Here is a 19,116-nt window from a genome sequence, read left to right as displayed (position 1 = left end):
AGGTGACTTCGGCAGCCCGAGTCGAGTCCCCGGACGCCCGGCCAGCGGCCCGCACCCTGCGGGCCGGGCCGCTGGCCGGGGCGCTCGCCGTCGTCCTGGTGCTCGCGCTGACCGCCGCCGTCTCCTTCGGCTCGGTCGACATCCCGCCCGGCGAGGTCTGGTCGGTGGTCGTCCACCACCTGACCGGCCGGGCCCCCGAACCCGGCACCCGCGACCTCATCGTCTGGCAACTGCGCGTCCCACGTGCCCTGTTGGCGGCCGTGGTGGGTGCCGGACTCGGCCTGGTCGGCACCGCCGTCCAGGCCCTGGTCCGCAACCCGCTCGCCGACCCCTACCTGCTCGGCATCTCCTCCGGCGCCTCGCTCGGGGCGGTCGCCACCATCGTCCTCGGCACCGCCTTCGGGTTCGAACTCTCCTTCGGCAGCGCGCTCGGCCTCACCGTCTCCCTGGCGGCCTTCGCCGGCGCGCTCGCCGCGTTCTCCCTGGTCTGGCTGATGGCCCGGCGCGGCGGCGGCTTCTCCCCGCTGCGCCTGGTGCTGGCCGGCATCGGCATCGCCCAGTTCCTCGGCGGCCTCACCAGCTACCTCGTCCTCCAGACCAGTGACGAGCAGCAGACCCGAGGCGTGCTGTTCTGGCTGATGGGCAGCCTCGGCGGCGCCGTCTGGGACCAACTCGCCATCCCCACCGCCGCTGTGGCGCTCGGACTGGCGCTGCTCCAGGCCCGCGCCCGGGGGCTCAACGCGATGCTGATGGGAGACGAGACGGCCGCCGGACTCGGCGTGGACGTGGCCCGGCTGCGCCGCGAGGTGTTCGTCGTCACCAGCGTGCTCACCGGGGTGCTGGTCGCGGTCTCCGGGGCGATCGGCTTCGTCGGGCTGATGGTGCCGCACGTCTGCCGGCTGCTGGTCGGCGGCGACCACCGGCGCCTGCTGGCGCTGTCCGCCCTCACCGGGGCGGTGCTGCTGACCGTCGTGGACACCGTGGCCCGCACCGCCCTGGACGGCCAGGAACTGCCGATCGGCGTGGTCACCGCCGTCCTCGGCGCCCCCACCCTGCTCTACCTGCTGGACCGACGACTGGAGCGCAGTTGAGGATCGCCGTCGAGGACCTGAGCGTCGCCCTGGCCGGCCGCACGGTGGTGGCCGGGGTCCATCTGGTCGCCGAGGAGGGGGAGATCGCCGGGCTGGTCGGGCCGAACGGCAGCGGCAAGTCCAGCCTGCTGCGCACCGTCTACCGGCACCTGCGGCCGAGCGCCGGGAGGGTCCTGCTGGCCGGGCGGGACCTCGCCGGACTGCGCCCCGCGCAGTCCGCCCGGCACATCGGGGCCCTGCCCCAGGAGCGCGGCGGGGGATTCGAGTTGAGCGTGCGAGAGGTGGTGGCAATGGGCCGCACCCCGTACAAGCGGGCCTTCGCGGCCGACGACCCGCAGGACCACCGGATCACCGCCGAGGCGCTGGGCCGGGTCGGCATGAGCGGGGACGCCGACCGGCGGTTCGCCCAACTGTCCGGCGGCGAACGGCAGCGGGTGCTACTCGCCCGCGCGCTCGCCCAGCAGCCGGACGTCCTGGTGCTGGACGAACCGACCAACCACCTGGACGTCCGGCACCAGGTCGAACTCCTCGCCCTGCTGCGGGAGCAGCGCCGCACTACGCTGGTCGCGCTGCACGACCTCAACGCCGCCGCCTCGGTCTGCGACCGCCTGCACGTGCTGCACCGCGGCGCCCTGGTGGCCTCCGGGACGCCGCGGGAGGTGCTGACCGCCGAACTGCTGGCGGAGGTCTTCGGCGTCCGCGCCGCGGTGGTCGAACACCCGCTCACCGGTGACCCGTTGATCGCCTTCGACCACCGCTCCCCGGCCGGCGCCGCTGCTCCGCAGCCCGGCGTTCAGCGGCAGCCCGGGGCACAGCGGCAGCCCGGGGCACAGCGGCAGCCCGGCGTTCAGCAGCGGCCCGTGGTTCAGTAGGCCTGGTAGTGGCTCGGCCGGCCCTCGCGCAGGACCGGCCGACCGAGCCGCGCCGCCTCCTCGTTGCGCCGCAACTCCCAGCCACCGTCCGCCCGGTGGAGCACCGTTGAGTGCCAGGGCGTCATCCAGGCGTCGGGTGCCGACAGCAGCCGGATGCCGAACTTCGGCGCGCCGGCCGGCTGCGGGTGGATCGACAGCCGCACCGACCGGGGGTGCTGCTCCGCGATCAACTCACCCCAGGCGCGGCTGCGCTGGATCACCCCGTAGGCGCGGCGACGGCAGTCCCGCTGCAGGGCGGAGCGGGTGCCGGGGAAGTCCACGGTGTCCTCGGTGAGGAACCGGGTGATGCCGCGGTAGAGCCGCAGGGTCTCCTGCTCGGTCACCACCTGCTCGCGCAACTCCTCGACGCTCGGCGCGTACCGCTCGTGCACCAGGGCGCGCTTCTCGTCGTACGGCAGGTCGCCGAGCACCGCCCGCAGGTCGAAGGTGCCCAGATGGCGGAGGCCCTCGCACCGGATCATCGCGGTCAACTCGTCCGAGTACTCGTCTATGTGCCCGTCGGGGACGTTGATCAGGTCGCCGAAGACGTGCCCGTCGGAGCAGATCAGGATCCGGGCGCCGGGCCGGTGGATCCGGCCGATCCGGCCGCAGAGGTCGTCGAGGAAGGTCAGGGACAACCGCTCGCCCTCGTCGGGTAGATGGCCGAGCACCTTGGCCGGGTTCGGCGACTTGCAAGGGAAGCCCGGCAGGGTGAACACGATCGGCTCACCGGCCTCGATGTAGTCCGCCAACTGCGCGAGCTGGAAGGGGAAGTGCTCGGGCCGGGCGGCGAACTCCGGGTCCGAGGCACGGCGGTGCGGAAGCAGCAGGCCCAGGATGCGGGCGGCGAGCTGAGCGGGCGACTGCTGCTCGGAGGCACTGGTGACGACGGGGGCGGTGCCGACGGGCGGCATGATGGATCTCCTCCACGGATGGTGACGGGTTGGTGGATGACGGGTGGGCCGGTGTGCGGCTGCGCCGGGGTTCAGCTGCGCCGGTCGTAGGCGACCGGCAGCCGGTTCACCCCGCGGGCCAGGACGGCGGGGATCCAGGCGAGTTCGTCCAGGCCGTCCCCGGGTGTACCGCCGGGGCGCAGTCCGGGCAGCCGGGCGAGCAGGGTGCCGACCGCGATCTGGAGTTCGGCCCGAGCCAGGGCGGCACCCGGGCAGTAGTGGATGCCGTGGCCGAAGGCGAGGTGGGCGTTCGGGGTGCGGTCGAGGTCCAGGCGGTCGGCCTCCGGGAACTGCGCGTCGTCGCGGTTGGCGGCGCAGAGCGAGACGATCACCGAGTCGCCGGCCGGCACGGTGGTGCCGGACAGCTCGCTGTCCTCGGCGAAGAATCGCCAGGTGGTGAGCTCGAACGCGGCGTCGTGGCGCAGCAGTTCCTCCACCGCCCGGGCCAGTCGGCCGGGCTCGTCGAGGCCCGCGCGCAGGGCGTCGAGCTGCTCGGGGTGGCGCAGCAGGGTGATCAGCATGGTGGTGATCTGGTTGGTGACCGGCTCCTGCCCGGCGACCAGCAGCTGGAACACGATCGAGTCGAGCTCCTCGCGGCTCAACTCGCCCGCGTCGTGGGCGGCGACGAGCCGGCCGAGCAGGTCCTCGCCCTCGTCCCAACCGGCGGAGCGGGAGTCGGCGCGCTTGCGGGCGACCACCTCGGCGATGTACGTCTGCAGCCCGCGCAGTCGCGCCTCGTACGCCGGCCGGCCCGGGTCCTGCGGGCCGACCGGTTGCACCACCTTGCCCCAGTCCCGGTCGAAGCGGGCGGCCAACTCGGCGGGTAGGCCGATGACTTCGGCCAGCACCCGGAAGGGGTAGTGGGCCGCGAAGCCCGCCACCAGATCGGCGCCGCCGACGGGCGGAAGCCCGTCCACCAGTTGGTCGGCGAGCTGCTGCAGCCGCGGCCGCAGCGCCTCCACCCGGCGCGGGGCGAAGGCGTCCAGCACCAGGCGGCGCATCACGGTGTGCTTGGGCGGATCCTGGTGCAGCAGGTGGACCTGGAGCTGGGAGTGCTGGGGCTCCGGCATGATCGACGCGAGCCGACGCCAGTTGTCGTTGCCCAGCGCGTGGTTCTTGCCGAGCCGGGCGTCGTTGAGGGTCGCGTGGGCGGCCTGGTAGCCGGTGACCAGCCAGGCGTGGATGCCGCTTGGGAACTCCACCCGGTGTACCGGCCCGGCCTCGCGCATCCGGCGGTAGAGCGGGTAGGGATCGGTCTTGTAGGCGGAGCCGTGCAGCGGGACGGGGCTGGGGAGCGGGTCGAGGCCGTAGCCGTACGGGCAGCGCGCGGCCTCGGGCGCGGCCGGGATGCGGGCGATGTCGGTCATGGGTGTGCTTCCTCCGGTGAGGCGGATGAGTCTGTGGGGTCTGTTCGGCCCGGCTCCCGGGGCACCCGGGGCTCAGGGCTTGGGGCTCAGAGTTCCGGGCTCGGGTTCGGGGTTCGGGTTCGGGGTTCGGGTTCGGGGTTCGGGTTCGGGGTTCAGGCCTGCGGACGGCGGCGGTGCAGCGCCAGCAGCGGCACGGCGGTGGCGGCGACCGCGGCGGCCAGGGCGATGCCCACATGGGTGCCGGTGGTGGCGCGGTCGCCCGCCAGGGCGGCGGCGGTGGCCAGGGCCGGGCCGAGGGCGAAGCCCAGGCTGCGGGAGAGCTGGACAGCAGAGCCGGCGGTGGCGAGCTTCCCGCGGGGGGAGGCGGTCATCACCAGCGCCTGGGTCGGGCCGCCGTTGAGGCCCATGCCGGCGCCGGCCAGGGCGAGCCGGGCGGCGATGTCCACGCTGGACCAGCCGGTGTCCACCGGGACGAGCAGCGCCAGGCCGCAGGTGGTGACGGCGGCGCCGGTGAGCGCCGTCGGTCGGGCGCCCCAGCGGTCCGCCAGCCGCCCGCCGACCCGTCCGGCCAGCACCATGCCGAGCGGGAAGGCCAGCATGGTCAGCGCGGTGGCGGTGGCGCTCTGGCCGTGCGGGCCGCGCAGGTGTTGGACCAGCAGGTACTGGCAGGCCGCGAAACCGGCGGCGAGCGCCAGCACCGAGGCGTTCACCCCGGTGGTGCCGGCGGCCCGCAGCACCTCGGCGACCGGCCGCCCGCCCGGGCGGCGCAGCCACAGCAGCACCAGCGGTGCGGCGGGCAGCGCGAGCAGCAGCCACTGCGGGGCGGTCGGCGTGAGGGTGAGGCCCAGTAGGACGTCGGCCATCGCCGCGCCGATCAGGGCGGCGTCGCCGAGCGAACCCCGGTCGGGCAGGCGCAGCCGACCGCTGCGCGGGGCGTACCGGCGCACGATCAGGACGGCGGCCAGGCAGACCGGCAGCTTGACCAGGAAGACCGCCCGCCAGCCGAAGTGGTCCAGCAGCAGGCCACCGAGCACCGGGCCGGTGACGGCGCCCAGCGGCCCCAGCGTCGCGGGCACGCTCATCGCCCGCCCGCGAAGCTCGGGCCGGACGGAGGTCGCGGCCAGCACCGGCATCAGCACGAACAGCACGGCCCCGAAGGCGCCTTGCAGCAGCCGCGCCGCGATCAGCCAGCTCGCCCACGGGGCGAGGGCGGCCAGCACGCTGCAGCTCGCGAAGCAGCTGACCGCGAGCAGCAGCGCGGGCCGGGTGCCGACCTGGTCAAGCCACCGGCCTGCGGGCAACAGCAGTGCTATCAGGGGGAGTTGGTAGCCGAGCGCGGCCCACTGGGCGACCCCGGCGGAGACGTGCAGGCCGGCGGCGAGATCGGTGAGCGCCAGGTTGACCACGTTCATGTCGAGCATCGCGACGAACGAGAGCAGTCCGGCGGCAACGACCAGGCTCCACCGGTCCACCGGCTCGGTCTGATGGGTGATCAGACAAGCGGTGGGCGAGGGGTCTTGTGCTCGCATGAAGGTCCTCCGTTCCCCCGTTGCCGTACCGGCACCGCCTCGGCGGCGGTGTCCGGTACAGCAGTCGGGGGCGGGAGGGCTCCGGTTCCGAACACTTGGGGGATTTTTCTGGACGGGCGGCCGACGGCGAACGGATGACAGAAGTTGAAATCTGTCATCTGTCATCTGAAATCTGTTCGCCGTCAGTTGTCCGCGTGCCCCGGCGTGCCTCGCCGGCCCACCGCCGCCGATCGCCGTCCACCGCCGTCCACCGCCGCCGATCGCCGTCCCCCCACTCGGCGGCGCAGGGCGCCGCTCAGCAGGCTGCTGCGAACTCCCCGGCCTCGGCCGCCCGCAGGCGCGCTATCAACTCCTCCCGCGCCCGGGCGACCCGCGAGCGGACGGTGCCGACCGGGCAGCCGGCGACCTGGGCCGCCTCGGCGTAGCTCAGGCCGACCACCTGGGTCAGCACAAAGGCCTCCCGTCGCTGCGCGGGCACCCGTTCGAGCAGGTCCCCGAGGGCGATCCCGTCCTCGAACCCGGCCGCCGGGGTACCGCCCTGCCGTTCCGCCGCCTCCTGCCAGTCCGGCAGTGCGGCGCAGCGCGGCCGGGCGGCGGCCATCCGGTACCGGTCGATCACGGTGCGCCGGGCGATCGACAGCAGCCAGGTGCGAGCCGAGGAGCGGCCGGCGAAGGCGGGCAGGCCGCGCAGCGCCCGCAGGAAGGTCTCCTGGGCGAGGTCGTCCGCGGACTGGACGTCGGTGAGGTGGGCGACGAAGCGCCAGACGTCCCGTTGGGTCGCCCGGACGAAGGCCTCGACGTCCGCCGCCCGGCCCGAGCGGGCGGTCAGCGCGAGCGCGGTGAGCTGGTCGTCATCCACGGCGGCCGCCGACCCGGCCGGCCCCGGCCTGATCGCCATGCAGGACGATGGTCGTATGAGATGCGCGCAGTTCCGTACCGCTCTGTCCGCCCGGCTCGACGGCGAACCGAGTGGCCTGCCCGGTGCCCGGCTGGACAAGCACCTGGCGCGCTGCACCGGCTGCCGGGACTGGCTGGACCGTGCCGAGCGCCTGCGCGCCCAGGTACGGGCCGCCGCCGTCGAGGGGCCCGCACCGGAGTGGGCGGCCGGGCTGTCGGCCCGGCTGGGTCTGGACGGTCCGCGTGTGGACGGTCCGGGTCTGGGCGGTCCGCGAGTGGGCGGTCCGCGTGTGGGCGGTCCGGGCAACGTGCCGGAGGCACCGGAGCGGTAGGACGCCGGCGCCGGCGAGAACCGGTGCGCGGTCGAAGTGAGGCATGGGAAGGTCCCGTGGGAAGGCGGGGGGCGGTTCCGCGCACGGCGGCACCGCAGGCGTCCATGGGCCGGCCGTGTGGCGCGCCGCACCTCCCGTGGGGACGGCGGCGGACGCGGGTCCGGGCCCGAGCCCTGTCGGCGCGGCGGTGCGGGGCGTTACGGCACTGGAGTGACGGCGCGGGGCACGACGGCGCGGCAGGGCGACCTGCCCGACGCCGAGGTCCCGGCAGGGGGCCGGAGTCCGGCCGCAGGGGGAGGAGCGCGTCGGGCGCGTCAGCAGGCGGGGGCGAACGCCGGCGGCCCGCGCCGGACCACGGCATGCGTGAGCAGTACCGACCGGGGCAGCCGAGCCGGCCGGTCGGCCGACCGGGGCGCGGCCGGCGGCCGGTGCCCGAAGGGCCGCGCGACCAGCGTCAGCAGCGGGAGCAGCAGCGCCCCCGCGACGACGCCCCCGAGCGCGGCGAGCAACTCGAAGACCCGGGCCAGCGCGGCATCGCCGCGCCAGAGCAGCAGTGCACAGGCGAGCGCCGCCAGCAGGTGGGCGAGGGCCATCCCCGGCGACATGCCGTGGGACATCCCGTGCGCCATTGCGCCGGTCATCCGATCGGTCATCCCATCGGACGTTCCGGGAGACATCCCGCCGGTCATCCCGTGGGCGGCCCCCGTCGGCATGACGTGCGACGTGCCGGTCATCCCGGGCAGCCCCACGTCCATGGCCGTTCCGTCGGCCGGCCCCGCCGCCCCGTGGTGCATCCCGGCCATCGGGTGCGGACGGCCGGCGGCCGGCGGCACGTCCGGGTCGATGCCGGCCATCCGCGCCAGCTCGACGGGGGAGAGCCCGCCGGCGGTCCGGTCCGGGTTGCAGAGCAGCAGCGCGGCCCAGTCCGTGCCGGCCAGTTGCCGGAGGCCACCGCCGCCGCGGCCGAGCGTCCTGGCGTGTTCGAACAGCAGGTGCAGCGCGCTCTGCGCCGCGACCATCCAGACGCTGATCACCCCGAGCCCGCGCCGCTTCCCGGCCAGCAGCCAGGTCAGTGCGAGGACGGCCCCGAAGGCACCGAGCAGTACCGGCGGGGAGGCTCCGGCCCCGGCCATGGCGACGTGCGCCGTGGCGGCCAGCGCCACGCACAGCGCGGCGAAGACCGCGGCGCGCAGCAGGCGGATCCGGTCGGTCATCACGATGGCACTCATCGTCGCACCCGCCACGGCCCGCCCGTACCGCACCCTCCGGTGATGGCCGGTTCCGGTCCGTGAGAACATGCCCGGCCCGTCAGGTCGGCGGATCAGCCGCTTGTAGCACGGTTTCACGCAGTGGCCGATCCGGCTTGACACACGCACCTCCTACTCACTAAAAGTGCACATTCGGCCACGGATCGTGCGTGCCGGAACGAATCGGGGCCGGTCCGAACGATTCGGAACGATTCCGAGCGGAGACGCTGGACGTCGCCCGAGCGGAGGCACCGGAACGGCCGGACACCGGAACGGCCGGACACCGGAACGGCCGGAGACCGTAAGCACCGGAAACAGGAGGCACGGCCATGGACACCCCGACGGAGCCCGGTACCCCGACCGAGCTCGGCACCCCGACGCCAGGCACCCCCGACCTCGCCGACCCGCGATTCTGGCAGCTGCCCGCCCCCGCCCGCGCCGCCGCCTTCGCCGAACTGCGCCGCCGTCCCGCCCCGGTCTACTTCGGCGACCGTGCCACCGGCCGGGGCTTCCACGCCCTGGTCCGGCACGCCGACGTGGTCGAGGCCAGCCGCACCCCCGCCGTGTTCCGCTCCGGCCCCGGCGTCACCATCCCCGAACCGGCCCGGTGGGTGCGGCTGCTGTTCGGCGACTCGATGGTCAACCTCGACGACCCCCGGCACGCCCAACTGCGCCGGATCGTCTCCCGGGCCTTCACTCCGCGCCTGCTCGGCCGGGTCGAGGAGGACGTCCGGCGCATCTCCGCCGCCCTGGTGGACGGGGTCGAGCGCGAGCGGCCGGAGGACTTCGTCGGCGCGGTCGCGGGCGAACTCCCGTTCCAGGTGATCTGCACCATGATGGGCGTCCCGGAGCGCCCCCGCCGCACCATCCTCGAACTGGTCAACCGCACCTCCGAGGACGTCGGCGTGGCCCGCCCGCTGCGCCGCCGGTTCCGGATGCCCGGGCGCGGGCTGGCGGCGCTCGCCCGGATGCAGGGCGTCGTCGCCGCGATCGGCCGCGAGCGCCGCCGCCGGCCCGCCGAGGACCTGATCTCCGCCCTGGTCACCGCCGACCTGGACGGCCGCCGGCTCACCGGCCGCGAGCTGGGCGCCTTCTTCTCCCTGCTGCTGGTCGCCGGGGTCGAGACCACCCGCAACGCGCTCGCCCACGGGCTGCACCTGCTGACCATGCACCCCGAGCAGCGCGCACTGCTGCTGGCCGACCTGGACGGACGGCTCGACGGCGCGGTGGACGAGATCGTCCGCCACTCCACGCCGATCGTCCAGTTCCGCCGGACCGTCGCCGTCGACCACGAGCTGGGCGGCCCGGGCGGCCCGCTGCTGCGGGCGGGGGAGAAGGTCGCGCTGTACTACGGCTCGGCGAACCGGGACGAGACCGTCTTCCCCGACCCGGAGGCCTTCGACATCAGTCGCACCCCCAACCCCCATCTCGGCTACGGCGGGGGCGGACCGCACTACTGCCTCGGCGCGCACCTGGCCCGGCAGGAGATGACGGCGCTGTTCCGCGAGCTGTTCACCCGGCTGCCCGGCGCGCGGTCGGTCGGCGAGCCGGTGCTCGCCCCGTCCAGCTTCGACCACCGGGTCCGCTCGCTGCGCTTCACCTTCTGATCCAGCCGGGCCCGCTGCACCCCTGCCGGTTTCCATTGCCGTTCCGTCGGAGCCAGTCGGAACCGGTCGGAAACAGCCGGGGCCAGCCGGGGCCAGCCAGGACCAGCCGGGACCAGCCGGGACCATCGGCACTAGACGGACAGCTCCCACACCGCGTGGTCGTGCGCGAACATCACCTGCCGCGGCCCGTGCTCCGTGACCTGGTCCAGCCAGGGCCGGTAACCGGGCAGCGGCGCCGCGACTCCCTCCCGTGCCGCCTGCCGCGCCAGCACCGCCTGCCCGTACTCGGAGGCGAAGTCGTACGCCTGCCCGGCCAGCAGCACCGTGCAGTCGCCCAGCCGCTCGACCAGCAGGGACTGGTGACCGGCGGTGTGCCCGGGGGTGGGCAGCACCCGAACGCCGGGCCAGACCTCCACCTCGCCGTCGAGCTCGCGGTGCACCGCGCCGGGGAAGTCGACCAGCCCGTCGATGGTGTGGCCGCCGCGCCGGGCGGCGGCCAGTTCGCCGGCCTGGACCAGGACCGGCGTCCCGGCGAACAGCGGGTTGCCGCCGCAGTGGTCGAAGTGCAGGTGGCAGTTGACCACCAGGTCGATGTCCGCGACCGCGACGCCGGCTGCGGCGAGCGCCTCCGGCAGCGGGCGGCGGACCGGCCGGTAGTGGGCCTCGGTCTCCGGTGAGCCGGCGCCGATCCCGGTGTCGAACAGCAGCAGCCCGTCCGGGCTCCGGACCAGGTACGCGAGCACCGGCTCCACCCGCGGTTCGGGGCCGCCCACCTCGGTGGCCGGCCGGACGATGTAGCCCAGGTCGAGACGGCGGATCGTGTGCATGCGGCCCCCTTGCGGCTCAGCCCCCGTGCGGTGGCCGAGTCGGCCGCCGTTCGCACCCTATCCGGCGGTCCCGCGCCCTGGCGGGCGTTCACCTGACTGACAGTCAGATCGACCCGCGGCTAAGGGAGGCCGGCCCGGCCGGGCCGTCGGCGGGGTGCGGGCCGCTGCCGGCGCGCGGCGGGGTGAGGCGACGCGCGGTGGCGTGCGGCAGTGCGCGGTGGCCTGCGTCACGGCGGGCGCGCCGGATGCGGAGCACAATGCCCGGCATGACCGATCGCCCGACACCGCCCGAGCACGGGCCCGCCGACCGCCCCACCGCCGATGTCTGGGCCGCCCTGGGCGGACCGGCCGACCTGCTGGACCGGGTGTCCTTCCACGGTCCGAGGGACGGCCTGCCCTCCGGCCTTCCGGTGGGCCGGCTCGCCCGGGCCGCCGTGGCCGCCTGCTCGTTGGCGGCGGCCGAACTCGCCGCGCACCGCGGCGGCGGGGCCGTCCCCGCGGTCCGGGTGAACGAGGGGGCGGTCGCCACCTCCTTCGTCAGCGAGCGGCACCTGGAGATCGACGGCCGCAAGCCGGTCGGTTTCGCCCCGCTCTCCGGTTTCTGGCGCACCGCCGACGGCTGGATCCGCACCCACGCCAACTACCCGCACCACCGCGACCGGTTGCTCGCCGTCCTGGACCTCGCCCCCGACGCCGGGCCCGAGCAACTCGCAGAGGCGCTCGGCAAGCTGCCGGGCGAGCAGGTGCAAGAGCGCGCGTACGAGGCGGGGGCGCTCGCGGTAGCGGTCGCGCCGGTGCGTGCGTCCGTACACCCCTTGGTGGAGCGCAGAGAGATCGGCACCGCGTCGGTCCGCCCGCTCGCCGCCGCCCCGGCGGACCGGCCCGCCGCCGGGATCCGGGTCCTCGACCTCAGCCGGGTGATCTCCGGACCGGTCGCCACCCGTACCCTCGCCCTGCTCGGAGCCGACGTGCTGCGGATCGACTCGCCCCGGCTGCCCGAGGCCGAGGACGCCCACACCGACACCGGCTTCGGCAAGCGCTCCACCCGCCTGGACCTCGCCGACCCGGCCGATCGCGCCACCTTCGAGCGACTGCTCGACACCGCCGACGTCGTCGTCAACGCCTATCGCCCCGGCTCGCTCGACGCCCTCGGGCTGGCCCCCGAAGCGCTGTTCGCCCGCCGGCCCGACCTGATCCTGGCCCAGATCTGCGCCTGGGGCTGGACCGGTCCGTGGGCCGGCCGCCGCGGCTTCGACAGCCTGGTCCAGGCCGGCGTCGGCATCGCCGCCCACGAGGCCGGCCCCGACGGCCGCCCCGGTGCGCTGCCCGCCCAGGCCCTCGACCACGGCACCGGCTACCTCCTCGCCGCCGCCGTGCTGCGCGCCCTCACCGAGCAGCGCACCCACCACCCCGGCGGCCGCCACCTGCGCTTCTCCTTCGCCGGCACGGCCTCCTGGCTGCTGCACGGCATCCCCGCCGAGCCGACGGACCCGCCGCACCGGGACGCCGACCGGTACGAGGCGGCGCGCTGGCTCACCGAGACCGACTCGGCGTACGGGCGGCTGCGGTACGCCCTGCCGCCGATCGGCTACGTCGGCGCACCCACCGACTGGGACACCCCGCCCGGGCGTTGGGGGACGGATTCGCCGGTCTGGCGCTGAGCCGCCGGGGCGGCGGGCCGATCACGGGGCCGGAGCGCCGGCTGTCGGTGGGGTCTGACAGCATCGCCGCATGACCGCCGCACACGCCACCGACTACACCTGGTTCGAACAGCGCTACCCCGTCCTGGGCGAGGCCTACTGCCTCACCCAGGTCCAGGGGACGGCCGCCGAAGAACTGCTGCACCGCTTCGACGCCCTGACCGGCCGGGCGGTGACCGGGCTGGAAGCGGTGGTCGCCGCCTGGGAGACCTTCGACGACGGGGAGGACGAGGAGGCCGAGGAGTTGTTCGACCTGGACGAGGACCGGCTGCTCGTCGCCGTCACCGAACTCGACGGCTGGGCGCTCGCGGTCGAGCCGTACGGCTACCTCGGCAGCCTGCCCCAGGTCATCGCCCGCCTCGCCGAGGGCACCCGGCTGGTCTCGCACTTCCGGAACGCCAACGCCGTGGACCACTTCAACTGGTGGGAGCAGGGCGCCTGCCGGCTGCAGTTCGAGCCGCTCTTCGCCGCCCAGCGGCACGGTACGGACGCCGACGCCCCCGGCGTCCCCGAGCTGCTGACGGCTTGTGGTTTCCGGCTGGACGGCGAGCGCGGCGACCTGCACACCGAGGCCGCGTTCGCGCTCGCCGAGCGGCTGACCGAGGTGCGGCTGGACCCGGCACGGCTGGAGGCCGCCACCTTCCGGCTCGGCTACGCGCCCCGCCCGTAGCGGGCGTGGCGCGTAGCGCGGGACCCGGTCGGTGGCGGCCTCCGGAGCGGGCGGCGGCGCGTCAGGCCCCGGACGGGATCTGCTTGGCCCGGCCGCGGACCTGGATGGCGGTCGCGATCTCGACCACGCCCAGGACCACCAGCCAGCACCCGGCCAGCACGGTCAGCGCGGTGATCGAGCCGACCGGCCAGACCATCAGCAGCACACCGGCCAGGGTGTTGGCCACGCCCGCGAAGGCCTGCCAGCCGCGGGCGGGCATCAGCGGGTCGGAGATCGCGGCGGCGAGCTGGGTGATACCGCGGAACAGCCAGCCGATCCCGATCCAGAGTGCGAGCAGCAGCAGCGACTGCACGGCGCTGCGGAAGCAGAGCAGTCCGAGCAGCACGCTGATCGCGCCGCTGATGAAGGCCAGCACCCGCAGCGCGGTGGTGGTGTGGGTGCCGAACGCGGCGACCAACTGCACGATGCCGATGACCAGCAGGTAGAGGCCGAACAGGACGCCCACCACCAGCAGGGTCTCCCGGGGCCAGACGAAGACGACGATCCCCAGGGCGAGCGAGGCGACGCCGGCGGCCAGCAGGACCTGCCAGGCGGCCTTGGCGAGCAGGCCGAGCGGGCCCTGCACCGGGGTGCCGTCGGGGGTGATGATCGGAGGGGCCACGGCGGCGTACTCCTCGGGGTCGGGGGCAGAGAACGGCCCCAGCCTCCGTGCGCCGTCGTCAGTCCGCATGCTGGGTGCGTATGTTCGAGCGATGCCGCTCGGCTGCCGGAATGACATCCTCCGGACACTATTCGTCGATATCATCCGTCGGTATGACTTCTGAAGGGTGGGGGACCCCTCCGGTCGAGCCGATCAGCCAGCACTACATCGTCTGTGGGGGCAACGCACTGGCCCACCGGCTGATCCTGGAGCTCGTCGAGCACTACGAAGTCCCGGTCGTCGTCCTGGTCACCGACCGCACCCGCGACCACGCACCGCGGATCGAGCAGATCGCCGGCGTCGCGGCCGTCGTCGAGTACCCGAACATCACCGAGGAGGCGCTGCGTGCGGTGTCCATCGGCACCGCCCGGGGCCTCGCCCTGGTCGAGGGCAGCGACCAGGAGAACATCCACGCCGCGCTCAGCGCCCAGGGCCACAACCCGGACATCCGGATCGTCTTCCGGATGTTCAACCAGCGCCTCGGCGAGAACATCGAACGGCTCCTCAGGAACGGGGCCGCGCTCTCCGGTTCGGCCACCGCCGCCCCGGCCTTCGCGGCCGCCGCGCTCGGACGGCCCAACTCGGTCGAGATCGGCGGCCGTTACCTGCACATCGCCTTCGACGACGCCATCACCTCGGACCGGATCTGCGTGGTCGCCGACCACATCGACCGGCAGGACCTCAGCAAGATCCGGCTGCTGCCCGAGCAGGAGGGCGACTCGGCCGAATTCGTCCGGCTCGCCCGTGAGTTCGGCGACGACGGGCCGGTCCGGCAGGGTGGGGCGCGGCGAGAGGCGACGCCGGAGCGGGGGCCGGTGTCGGGGACGGGGACGGGGTCGGTGTCGGTGCCGGCGCCCGGGACCGATCCCGGGCCGGAATCCGGACCCGAGCCCGGAGCCGGAAGCGAGGTCGGAACCGATGTCGGGCCCGATGTCGGGCCCGAGGTCGGGCCCGGAGCGGAGACGCCGCCCGGCGGGATCGCGGCGTTGCAGGCGATCCGGATGGAACCCCGGGAGCCGATCAACTGGGTGCGCCGACTGCGCTGGCGGCTGCTCGACACCATGCGCTTCTTCACCAGCGCCCGGATGCGGCTGGTGCTGCTCACCGCGCTCGCCGCGGTGCTGATGGCCTTCAGTGTGCTCTGGTACCTCAGCCGGGACTTCGGCTGGACCGTCTACATCTCCCTGCTCGACCTGGCCGGCGCCGCCCAGCCCGACCAGCAGGCCGACATCGCCGCAGGGACGGGGACGGGCGGCGTCTGGCAGCGGGTCGCCCAAGTGGTGATCACGATCTGCGGGATCACCTTCGCGCCGGTCGCCACCGCCATCGCGGTCGAGGTGCTCGGCTCCGGGCGGCGCGGACTGCCCCGCAACCCGAGCGCGGGCACCCGGGACCACGTGATCGTGGTCGGGCTCGGCAACGTCGGCACCCGGGTCGCGACCCTGCTGCACGAGATGGGCGTGCCGGTGGTCTGCATGGAGCGGGACCCGCAGGCCCGCGGCATCGCCGCCGCCCGGGCGCTCGGCATCCCGGTGGTGCTGGGCGACGGACCGTTCGAGGAGCAGCTGCGCCGGGCCCGGCTGAAGCACGGCCGGGCGGTGGTCGCGGTCAGCGGGGACGACGCCACCAACCTGGAGGCGGCGCTGGAGGCGCGCCACGGCAACCCCGACGTCCGGGTGGTGGTCCGGCTGTTCGACGACAACTTCGCCGGCCACTTCTACAGGACGCTGGACAACGCGGCCTCCCGCTCGGTCTCCTACCTGGCCGCGCCCGCCTTCGCCGCCGCGCTGATGGGCAGCGAGGTGCGCGGGACGCTCTCGGTGTTCCGGCACGTGCTGCTGATCGCGGAGCTGACGGTGGAGGACGGCAGCGGGCTGATCGGTCTGAACCGGCACGACCTGGAGGACCCGGGCGGCGTCCGGGTGATCGCCGTCCGCTTCGTCCGAAGCAACCAGCTGCACTGGGGCTTCGCGGACCGCACCCGGCGGCTGGCCCCGGGCGACCGCATCGTGGTGGCCGCCACCCGCATCGGGTTGGCGCGGCTGAACACGGTGCTGGTCGAGGAGGGGTGAGGGTCGGCAGCCGCCGCCTGCCGCCGGCCGGCGGACAGGTAACAACTGACAGGTAACAGCAAACAGCTGACAGCGCACAGATTTCAGATGATGAAATCTGTGCGCTGTCAGCTGTCTCTACGCCGGCTACAGCATCGGCCGCACTGCCGGCCGCAACGCCACCGTCAGCGGTTCTCGAACTTCGGCGCCCGCTTCTCGGCGAAGGCTGCCATGCCCTCCTTCTGGTCCGCCGTGGCGAACACCGCGTGGAACAGCCGGCGCTCGAAGCGGACGCCCTCGGCGAGCGTCGTCTCGAAAGCGCGGTTGACGCTCTCCTTGAGCATCACCGCCGCTGTGGTGGACATCCCGGCGACGGTCTCGGCGGTGGCCAGCGCCTCGGTGAGCAACTGGTCGGCCGGGACGATCCGGGCGACCAGCCCGGCCCGCTCGGCCTCCTCGGCGCCCATCATCCGGCCGGTCAGGCACAGGTCCATCGCCTTCGCCTTGCCGATGGCGCGGGTGAGGCGCTGGGAGCCGCCGATGCCGGGGAGCACCCCGAGCTTGATCTCCGGCTGCCCGAACTTCGCGGTGTCGGCCGCGATGAGGATGTCGCACATCATCGCCAGCTCGCAGCCGCCGCCCAGCGCGAACCCGGCCACCGCCGCGACCACGGGCTTGCGCAGCGCGCCGAGGCGGTCCCAAGGGCCCAGCCAGTCGTCCAGGTAGACGTCCGGGAACCGGTTGCCCTGCATCTCCTTGATGTCGGCGCCGGCCGCGAAGGCCTTCTCCGAGCCGGTGATCACCAGGCAGCCGATCTCCGGGTCCCGGTCGAACGCGGTGGCGGCGGCCACCACCTCGTTCATCAGCTGGGTGTTCAGCGCGTTGAGCGCCTTGGGCCGGTTGAGCGTGATCAGCCCGACCCGCCCCTTGCGCTCGACCAGGATCGTCTCGTAGCCCTCGGTCTCGGTCATCGCCGTACTCCCATTCCGCTGCTTGGCCGTTCCGCTGCTCGGCCATTCCACTGCGCGGCGCCGCGCGGGCGCGCCCTGACCACCCAACGATCTACGACGCGCCCGGTCCCGCGCCAGTCTTGGTATGCGAGACGCCGGTCACCAGACCGGGTGGCCGGTCCGCGGAGCGGCGAGGAGGTCGGGACCGGACGCCGTGCGTACGGGTGTCCGGCTGCGGGGCACGTCGAGCCGGAGCTGCTGGCCGTGAAGCCGGTCGAGCTGGGACACGGGTGGTTCCCCATTCACCGGTGCGCTCAGGCGGAGCGGTCGGCGTACTCCAGGACGTGCTCCGCGAGCAGCCGCCCGACCTCCGGATCCTGCCGCCGGAAGGCCTCGATCAACGGCAGGTGGTCGGCGGCGTTCTCGTGCAGCTCCGGCCGGACCCGGTGCAGCGACAGCACCGTCCACACCTCGACACCCAGGCCCTCCCAGGTCCGCAGCAGCGTTCCGTTCCCGGAGGCCGAGACGATCTCCCGGTGGAAGGCCACCCCGTGCCGGGCCTGCCCGAGGGTGTCACCGGCCGCGGCGGCCGCCGCCGTCAGCTCGGCGTGCCGTTCCAACGCCCGGGTGTCCCCGGCCAGTCGGACCACCGCCGTCTCGGCGGCCGGCCGCTCCAGAGCCGCCCGTACCTGGTGGACCTCGCGCAGCTCCGCCGGGCCGATCTCGCGCACCCGGACGCCCCGGTTCGGTTCGGCGTCCAGCAGTCCGAGGGTTTGCAGCGAGCGCAGCGCCTCGCGCACCGGCGCCTGGCTGACGTTCAACTCGGCCGCCAGACGGCGCTCGACGATCCGGTCCCCGGGCTGCCAGCGGCCGCCCAGCAGGCCCTCCAGCAGCAGTCCGCGCACCTGCTCGCCGAGCGGCACTCGGGACAGCGGGTCGGTGTCCCCGGCCGGCGCCGTCGCGGCCGGCGTCGGGTGGCTCATGGCGTTCTCCAGGCTCTCGGGTCAGGGTCGGGTCGGCGGGGTCACGGGAGTCGGGGTCACGGGAGTCGGCGGGGTCGGCGCGGTGGGGGTCGGGCGCGGTCAGGCCAAGCCCAGCTCGTCGTCCTCACGCGGGGCGAGGAAGCGCGCGACGTCGGCCGCCGTCACCCCGGTCAGGGTGCGCGGAGACCACTGCGGGGCGCGGTCCTTGTCGATCACCTGGGCGCGGATGCCCTCGGCCAGGTCGGGACCGTCCAGCGCGGCGCAGGAGATGCGGTACTCCTGGTCGAGCGCGGCCTCCAGCGAGGGCAGGGTACGGGCCCGGCGTAGCGCGGCCAGGGTGACCTTGACGGCGGTGGGGGAGTTTCCGAGGATCAGCTCGGCGGACTCCTTCGCCTCCGGCACCCCCGAGTCGAGCAGGCGCTCGACGATCTCCTCGACGGTGTCGGCCGCGTAGCAGGCGTCGATCCAGTCGCGCTGCCCGGCGAGCCCGGCGGCAGTCGAGGCTGCGGATCCGGTGGGCGGTGCGGGCTCGGCGTGGGCGGCGACGGTCGCGGCCGGGTCGGCACTCTCGGCGAGGGCGTCGAACAGCTCGGGCAGCCGCGCGGACGGGACGAAGTGGTCCGCGAAGCCGCACAGCAGCGCGTCGCCGGGGCCCATCGAGGCGGAGGTCAGACCGAGGTGGGTACCCAACTCGCCCGGGGCGCGGGCGAGCAGGAGGCTGCCGCCGACGTCCGGGACGAGTCCGATCCGGGTCTCCGGCATCGCGATCACGGAGCGCTCGGTGACGATCCGCACAGCGGCGTGGGCGGACAGGCCGATGCCGCCGCCCATGGTGATGCCGTCCAGCACGGCGATGAACGGCTTCGGGTAGCGGGCGATCAGGGCGTTCAGCCGGTACTCGTCGCGGAAGAAGGCGCGGGTACCGGCCCCGCCGGCGGTGACGTCGGCGTGCATCGCCCGGAGGTCCGCGCCCGCGCACAGGCCGCGCTCCCCGGCGCCGGTCAGGACGACGGCGCGCACCCGGCCGTCGGCGGCCCAGGCGTCCAGGGTCGTGCGGATCGCGGTGATCATGCCGTGGGTCAGCGAGTTGAGGGCCCGCGGGCGGTTCAGCGTGATCCGGCCGAGGCCGCCGTCACCGTCGCCGTCCAGGACCGCCAGGACCGCCTGGACCTCCGCCGCCGCGCTCGTCTCCGCGCCCATCGGAACCGCTCCCGTCCCCTCGGTGATCTCGCCTTCCGCCGTCCACGGTACCGGGGCGGGTGGGGCGTTGTGATCACGAGGCCTTCCCGGTCGCCGGGGCC

The 19,116-nt window shown here is 74.5% G+C and carries 17 protein-coding genes; 7 read left to right on the top strand and 10 right to left on the bottom strand.

Annotated elements, in window-relative coordinates; genetic code table 11:
- The first annotated feature begins 2 nt into the window (after window positions 1–2).
- Window positions 3–1,091 (top strand): FecCD family ABC transporter permease, encoded by a 1,089-nt coding sequence (locus ACZ7BZ_RS06865; RefSeq protein ID WP_470357442.1) that lies wholly within the window; start codon window positions 3–5, stop codon window positions 1,089–1,091.
- On the top strand, window positions 1,088–1,963 hold the full coding sequence (locus ACZ7BZ_RS06860) for an ABC transporter ATP-binding protein (RefSeq protein WP_470357441.1): 876 nt from the start codon (window positions 1,088–1,090) through the stop codon (window positions 1,961–1,963). The genes ACZ7BZ_RS06865 and ACZ7BZ_RS06860 overlap by 4 nt, the downstream gene beginning before the upstream one ends.
- On the opposite strand, the gene ACZ7BZ_RS06855 is transcribed toward ACZ7BZ_RS06860, so the two are convergent.
- The 4 genes from ACZ7BZ_RS06855 to ACZ7BZ_RS06840 all read right to left on the bottom strand — a co-directional run bounded on the left by ACZ7BZ_RS06855 (window position 1,957) and on the right by ACZ7BZ_RS06840 (window position 6,749).
- On the bottom strand, window positions 1,957–2,916 hold the full coding sequence (locus ACZ7BZ_RS06855) for an L-tyrosine/L-tryptophan isonitrile synthase family protein (protein WP_470357440.1): 960 nt from the start codon (window positions 2,914–2,916) through the stop codon (window positions 1,957–1,959). The two genes, ACZ7BZ_RS06860 and ACZ7BZ_RS06855, sit on opposite strands and share 7 nt — an antisense overlap.
- Window positions 2,917–2,987: 71 nt before the next feature.
- Complete coding sequence (locus ACZ7BZ_RS06850) at window positions 2,988–4,322, bottom strand: cytochrome P450 family protein (protein ID WP_470357439.1); 1,335 nt, start codon at window positions 4,320–4,322, stop codon at window positions 2,988–2,990.
- 152 nt (window positions 4,323–4,474) lie between these two features.
- On the bottom strand, window positions 4,475–5,851 hold the full coding sequence (locus ACZ7BZ_RS06845; RefSeq protein WP_470357438.1) for an MFS transporter: 1,377 nt from the start codon (window positions 5,849–5,851) through the stop codon (window positions 4,475–4,477).
- Between the two features lie 295 nt (window positions 5,852–6,146).
- Complete coding sequence (locus ACZ7BZ_RS06840; protein WP_470357437.1) at window positions 6,147–6,749, bottom strand: sigma-70 family RNA polymerase sigma factor; 603 nt, start codon at window positions 6,747–6,749, stop codon at window positions 6,147–6,149.
- Window positions 6,750–6,765: 16 nt separating this feature from the next.
- Here ACZ7BZ_RS06840 and ACZ7BZ_RS06835 point away from each other — a divergent pair, with 16 nt between their 5' ends.
- Window positions 6,766–7,080 (top strand): zf-HC2 domain-containing protein, encoded by a 315-nt coding sequence (locus ACZ7BZ_RS06835; RefSeq protein ID WP_470357436.1) that lies wholly within the window; start codon window positions 6,766–6,768, stop codon window positions 7,078–7,080.
- A 314-nt stretch (window positions 7,081–7,394) separates the two neighbouring features.
- Here the strand turns inward: ACZ7BZ_RS06835 and ACZ7BZ_RS06830 are convergent, their stop codons facing one another.
- Window positions 7,395–8,309: a hypothetical protein gene (locus ACZ7BZ_RS06830; RefSeq protein WP_470357435.1), complete on the bottom strand. Its 915-nt coding sequence runs from the start codon at window positions 8,307–8,309 to the stop codon at window positions 7,395–7,397.
- Window positions 8,310–8,656: 347 nt separating this feature from the next.
- Here ACZ7BZ_RS06830 and ACZ7BZ_RS06825 point away from each other — a divergent pair, with 347 nt between their 5' ends.
- Complete coding sequence (locus ACZ7BZ_RS06825) at window positions 8,657–9,934, top strand: cytochrome P450 (RefSeq protein WP_470357434.1); 1,278 nt, start codon at window positions 8,657–8,659, stop codon at window positions 9,932–9,934.
- Window positions 9,935–10,065: 131 nt separating this feature from the next.
- Here ACZ7BZ_RS06825 and ACZ7BZ_RS06820 read toward each other — a convergent pair whose 3' ends face one another.
- Window positions 10,066–10,761, bottom strand: a complete 696-nt coding sequence (locus tag ACZ7BZ_RS06820; protein WP_470357433.1) for an MBL fold metallo-hydrolase — start codon at window positions 10,759–10,761, stop codon at window positions 10,066–10,068.
- Window positions 10,762–11,027: 266 nt separating this feature from the next.
- On the opposite strand from ACZ7BZ_RS06820, the gene ACZ7BZ_RS06815 reads away from it, so the two are divergent.
- Both ACZ7BZ_RS06815 and ACZ7BZ_RS06810 read left to right on the top strand, forming a co-directional pair.
- A complete protein-coding gene (locus ACZ7BZ_RS06815) occupies window positions 11,028–12,422 on the top strand; it encodes a CoA transferase (protein WP_470357432.1) in 1,395 nt (464 codons plus the stop codon).
- A gap of 70 nt (window positions 12,423–12,492) precedes the next feature.
- The gene (locus tag ACZ7BZ_RS06810; RefSeq protein ID WP_470357431.1) at window positions 12,493–13,131 is read left to right on the top strand and encodes a DUF6461 domain-containing protein; all 639 of its coding nucleotides are present in this window, start codon (window positions 12,493–12,495) and stop codon (window positions 13,129–13,131) included.
- A gap of 61 nt (window positions 13,132–13,192) precedes the next feature.
- Here ACZ7BZ_RS06810 and ACZ7BZ_RS06805 read toward each other — a convergent pair whose 3' ends face one another.
- Window positions 13,193–13,792 (bottom strand): HdeD family acid-resistance protein, encoded by a 600-nt coding sequence (locus ACZ7BZ_RS06805; RefSeq protein ID WP_470357430.1) that lies wholly within the window; start codon window positions 13,790–13,792, stop codon window positions 13,193–13,195.
- Between the two features lie 152 nt (window positions 13,793–13,944).
- On the opposite strand from ACZ7BZ_RS06805, the gene ACZ7BZ_RS06800 reads away from it, so the two are divergent.
- The gene (locus ACZ7BZ_RS06800; RefSeq protein ID WP_470357429.1) at window positions 13,945–15,903 is read left to right on the top strand and encodes an NAD-binding protein; all 1,959 of its coding nucleotides are present in this window, start codon (window positions 13,945–13,947) and stop codon (window positions 15,901–15,903) included.
- A gap of 164 nt (window positions 15,904–16,067) precedes the next feature.
- Here the strand turns inward: ACZ7BZ_RS06800 and ACZ7BZ_RS06795 are convergent, their stop codons facing one another.
- From ACZ7BZ_RS06795 to ACZ7BZ_RS06785, 3 genes are all read right to left on the bottom strand, one after another.
- Window positions 16,068–16,853 carry an enoyl-CoA hydratase gene (locus tag ACZ7BZ_RS06795; protein WP_380451128.1) on the bottom strand — a complete coding sequence of 262 codons (786 nt, stop codon included), beginning with the start codon at window positions 16,851–16,853 and terminating at the stop codon, window positions 16,068–16,070.
- A gap of 293 nt (window positions 16,854–17,146) precedes the next feature.
- Window positions 17,147–17,815 (bottom strand): GntR family transcriptional regulator, encoded by a 669-nt coding sequence (locus ACZ7BZ_RS06790; protein WP_470357428.1) that lies wholly within the window; start codon window positions 17,813–17,815, stop codon window positions 17,147–17,149.
- Window positions 17,816–17,914: 99 nt separating this feature from the next.
- A complete protein-coding gene (locus ACZ7BZ_RS06785; RefSeq protein WP_470357427.1) occupies window positions 17,915–19,015 on the bottom strand; it encodes an enoyl-CoA hydratase/isomerase family protein in 1,101 nt (366 codons plus the stop codon).
- Between the last annotated feature and the right edge of the window lie 101 nt (window positions 19,016–19,116).

The organism is Kitasatospora sp. NPDC036934, assembly GCF_055608425.1.
This window is presented reverse-complemented; position numbering and strand designations above follow the sequence as displayed.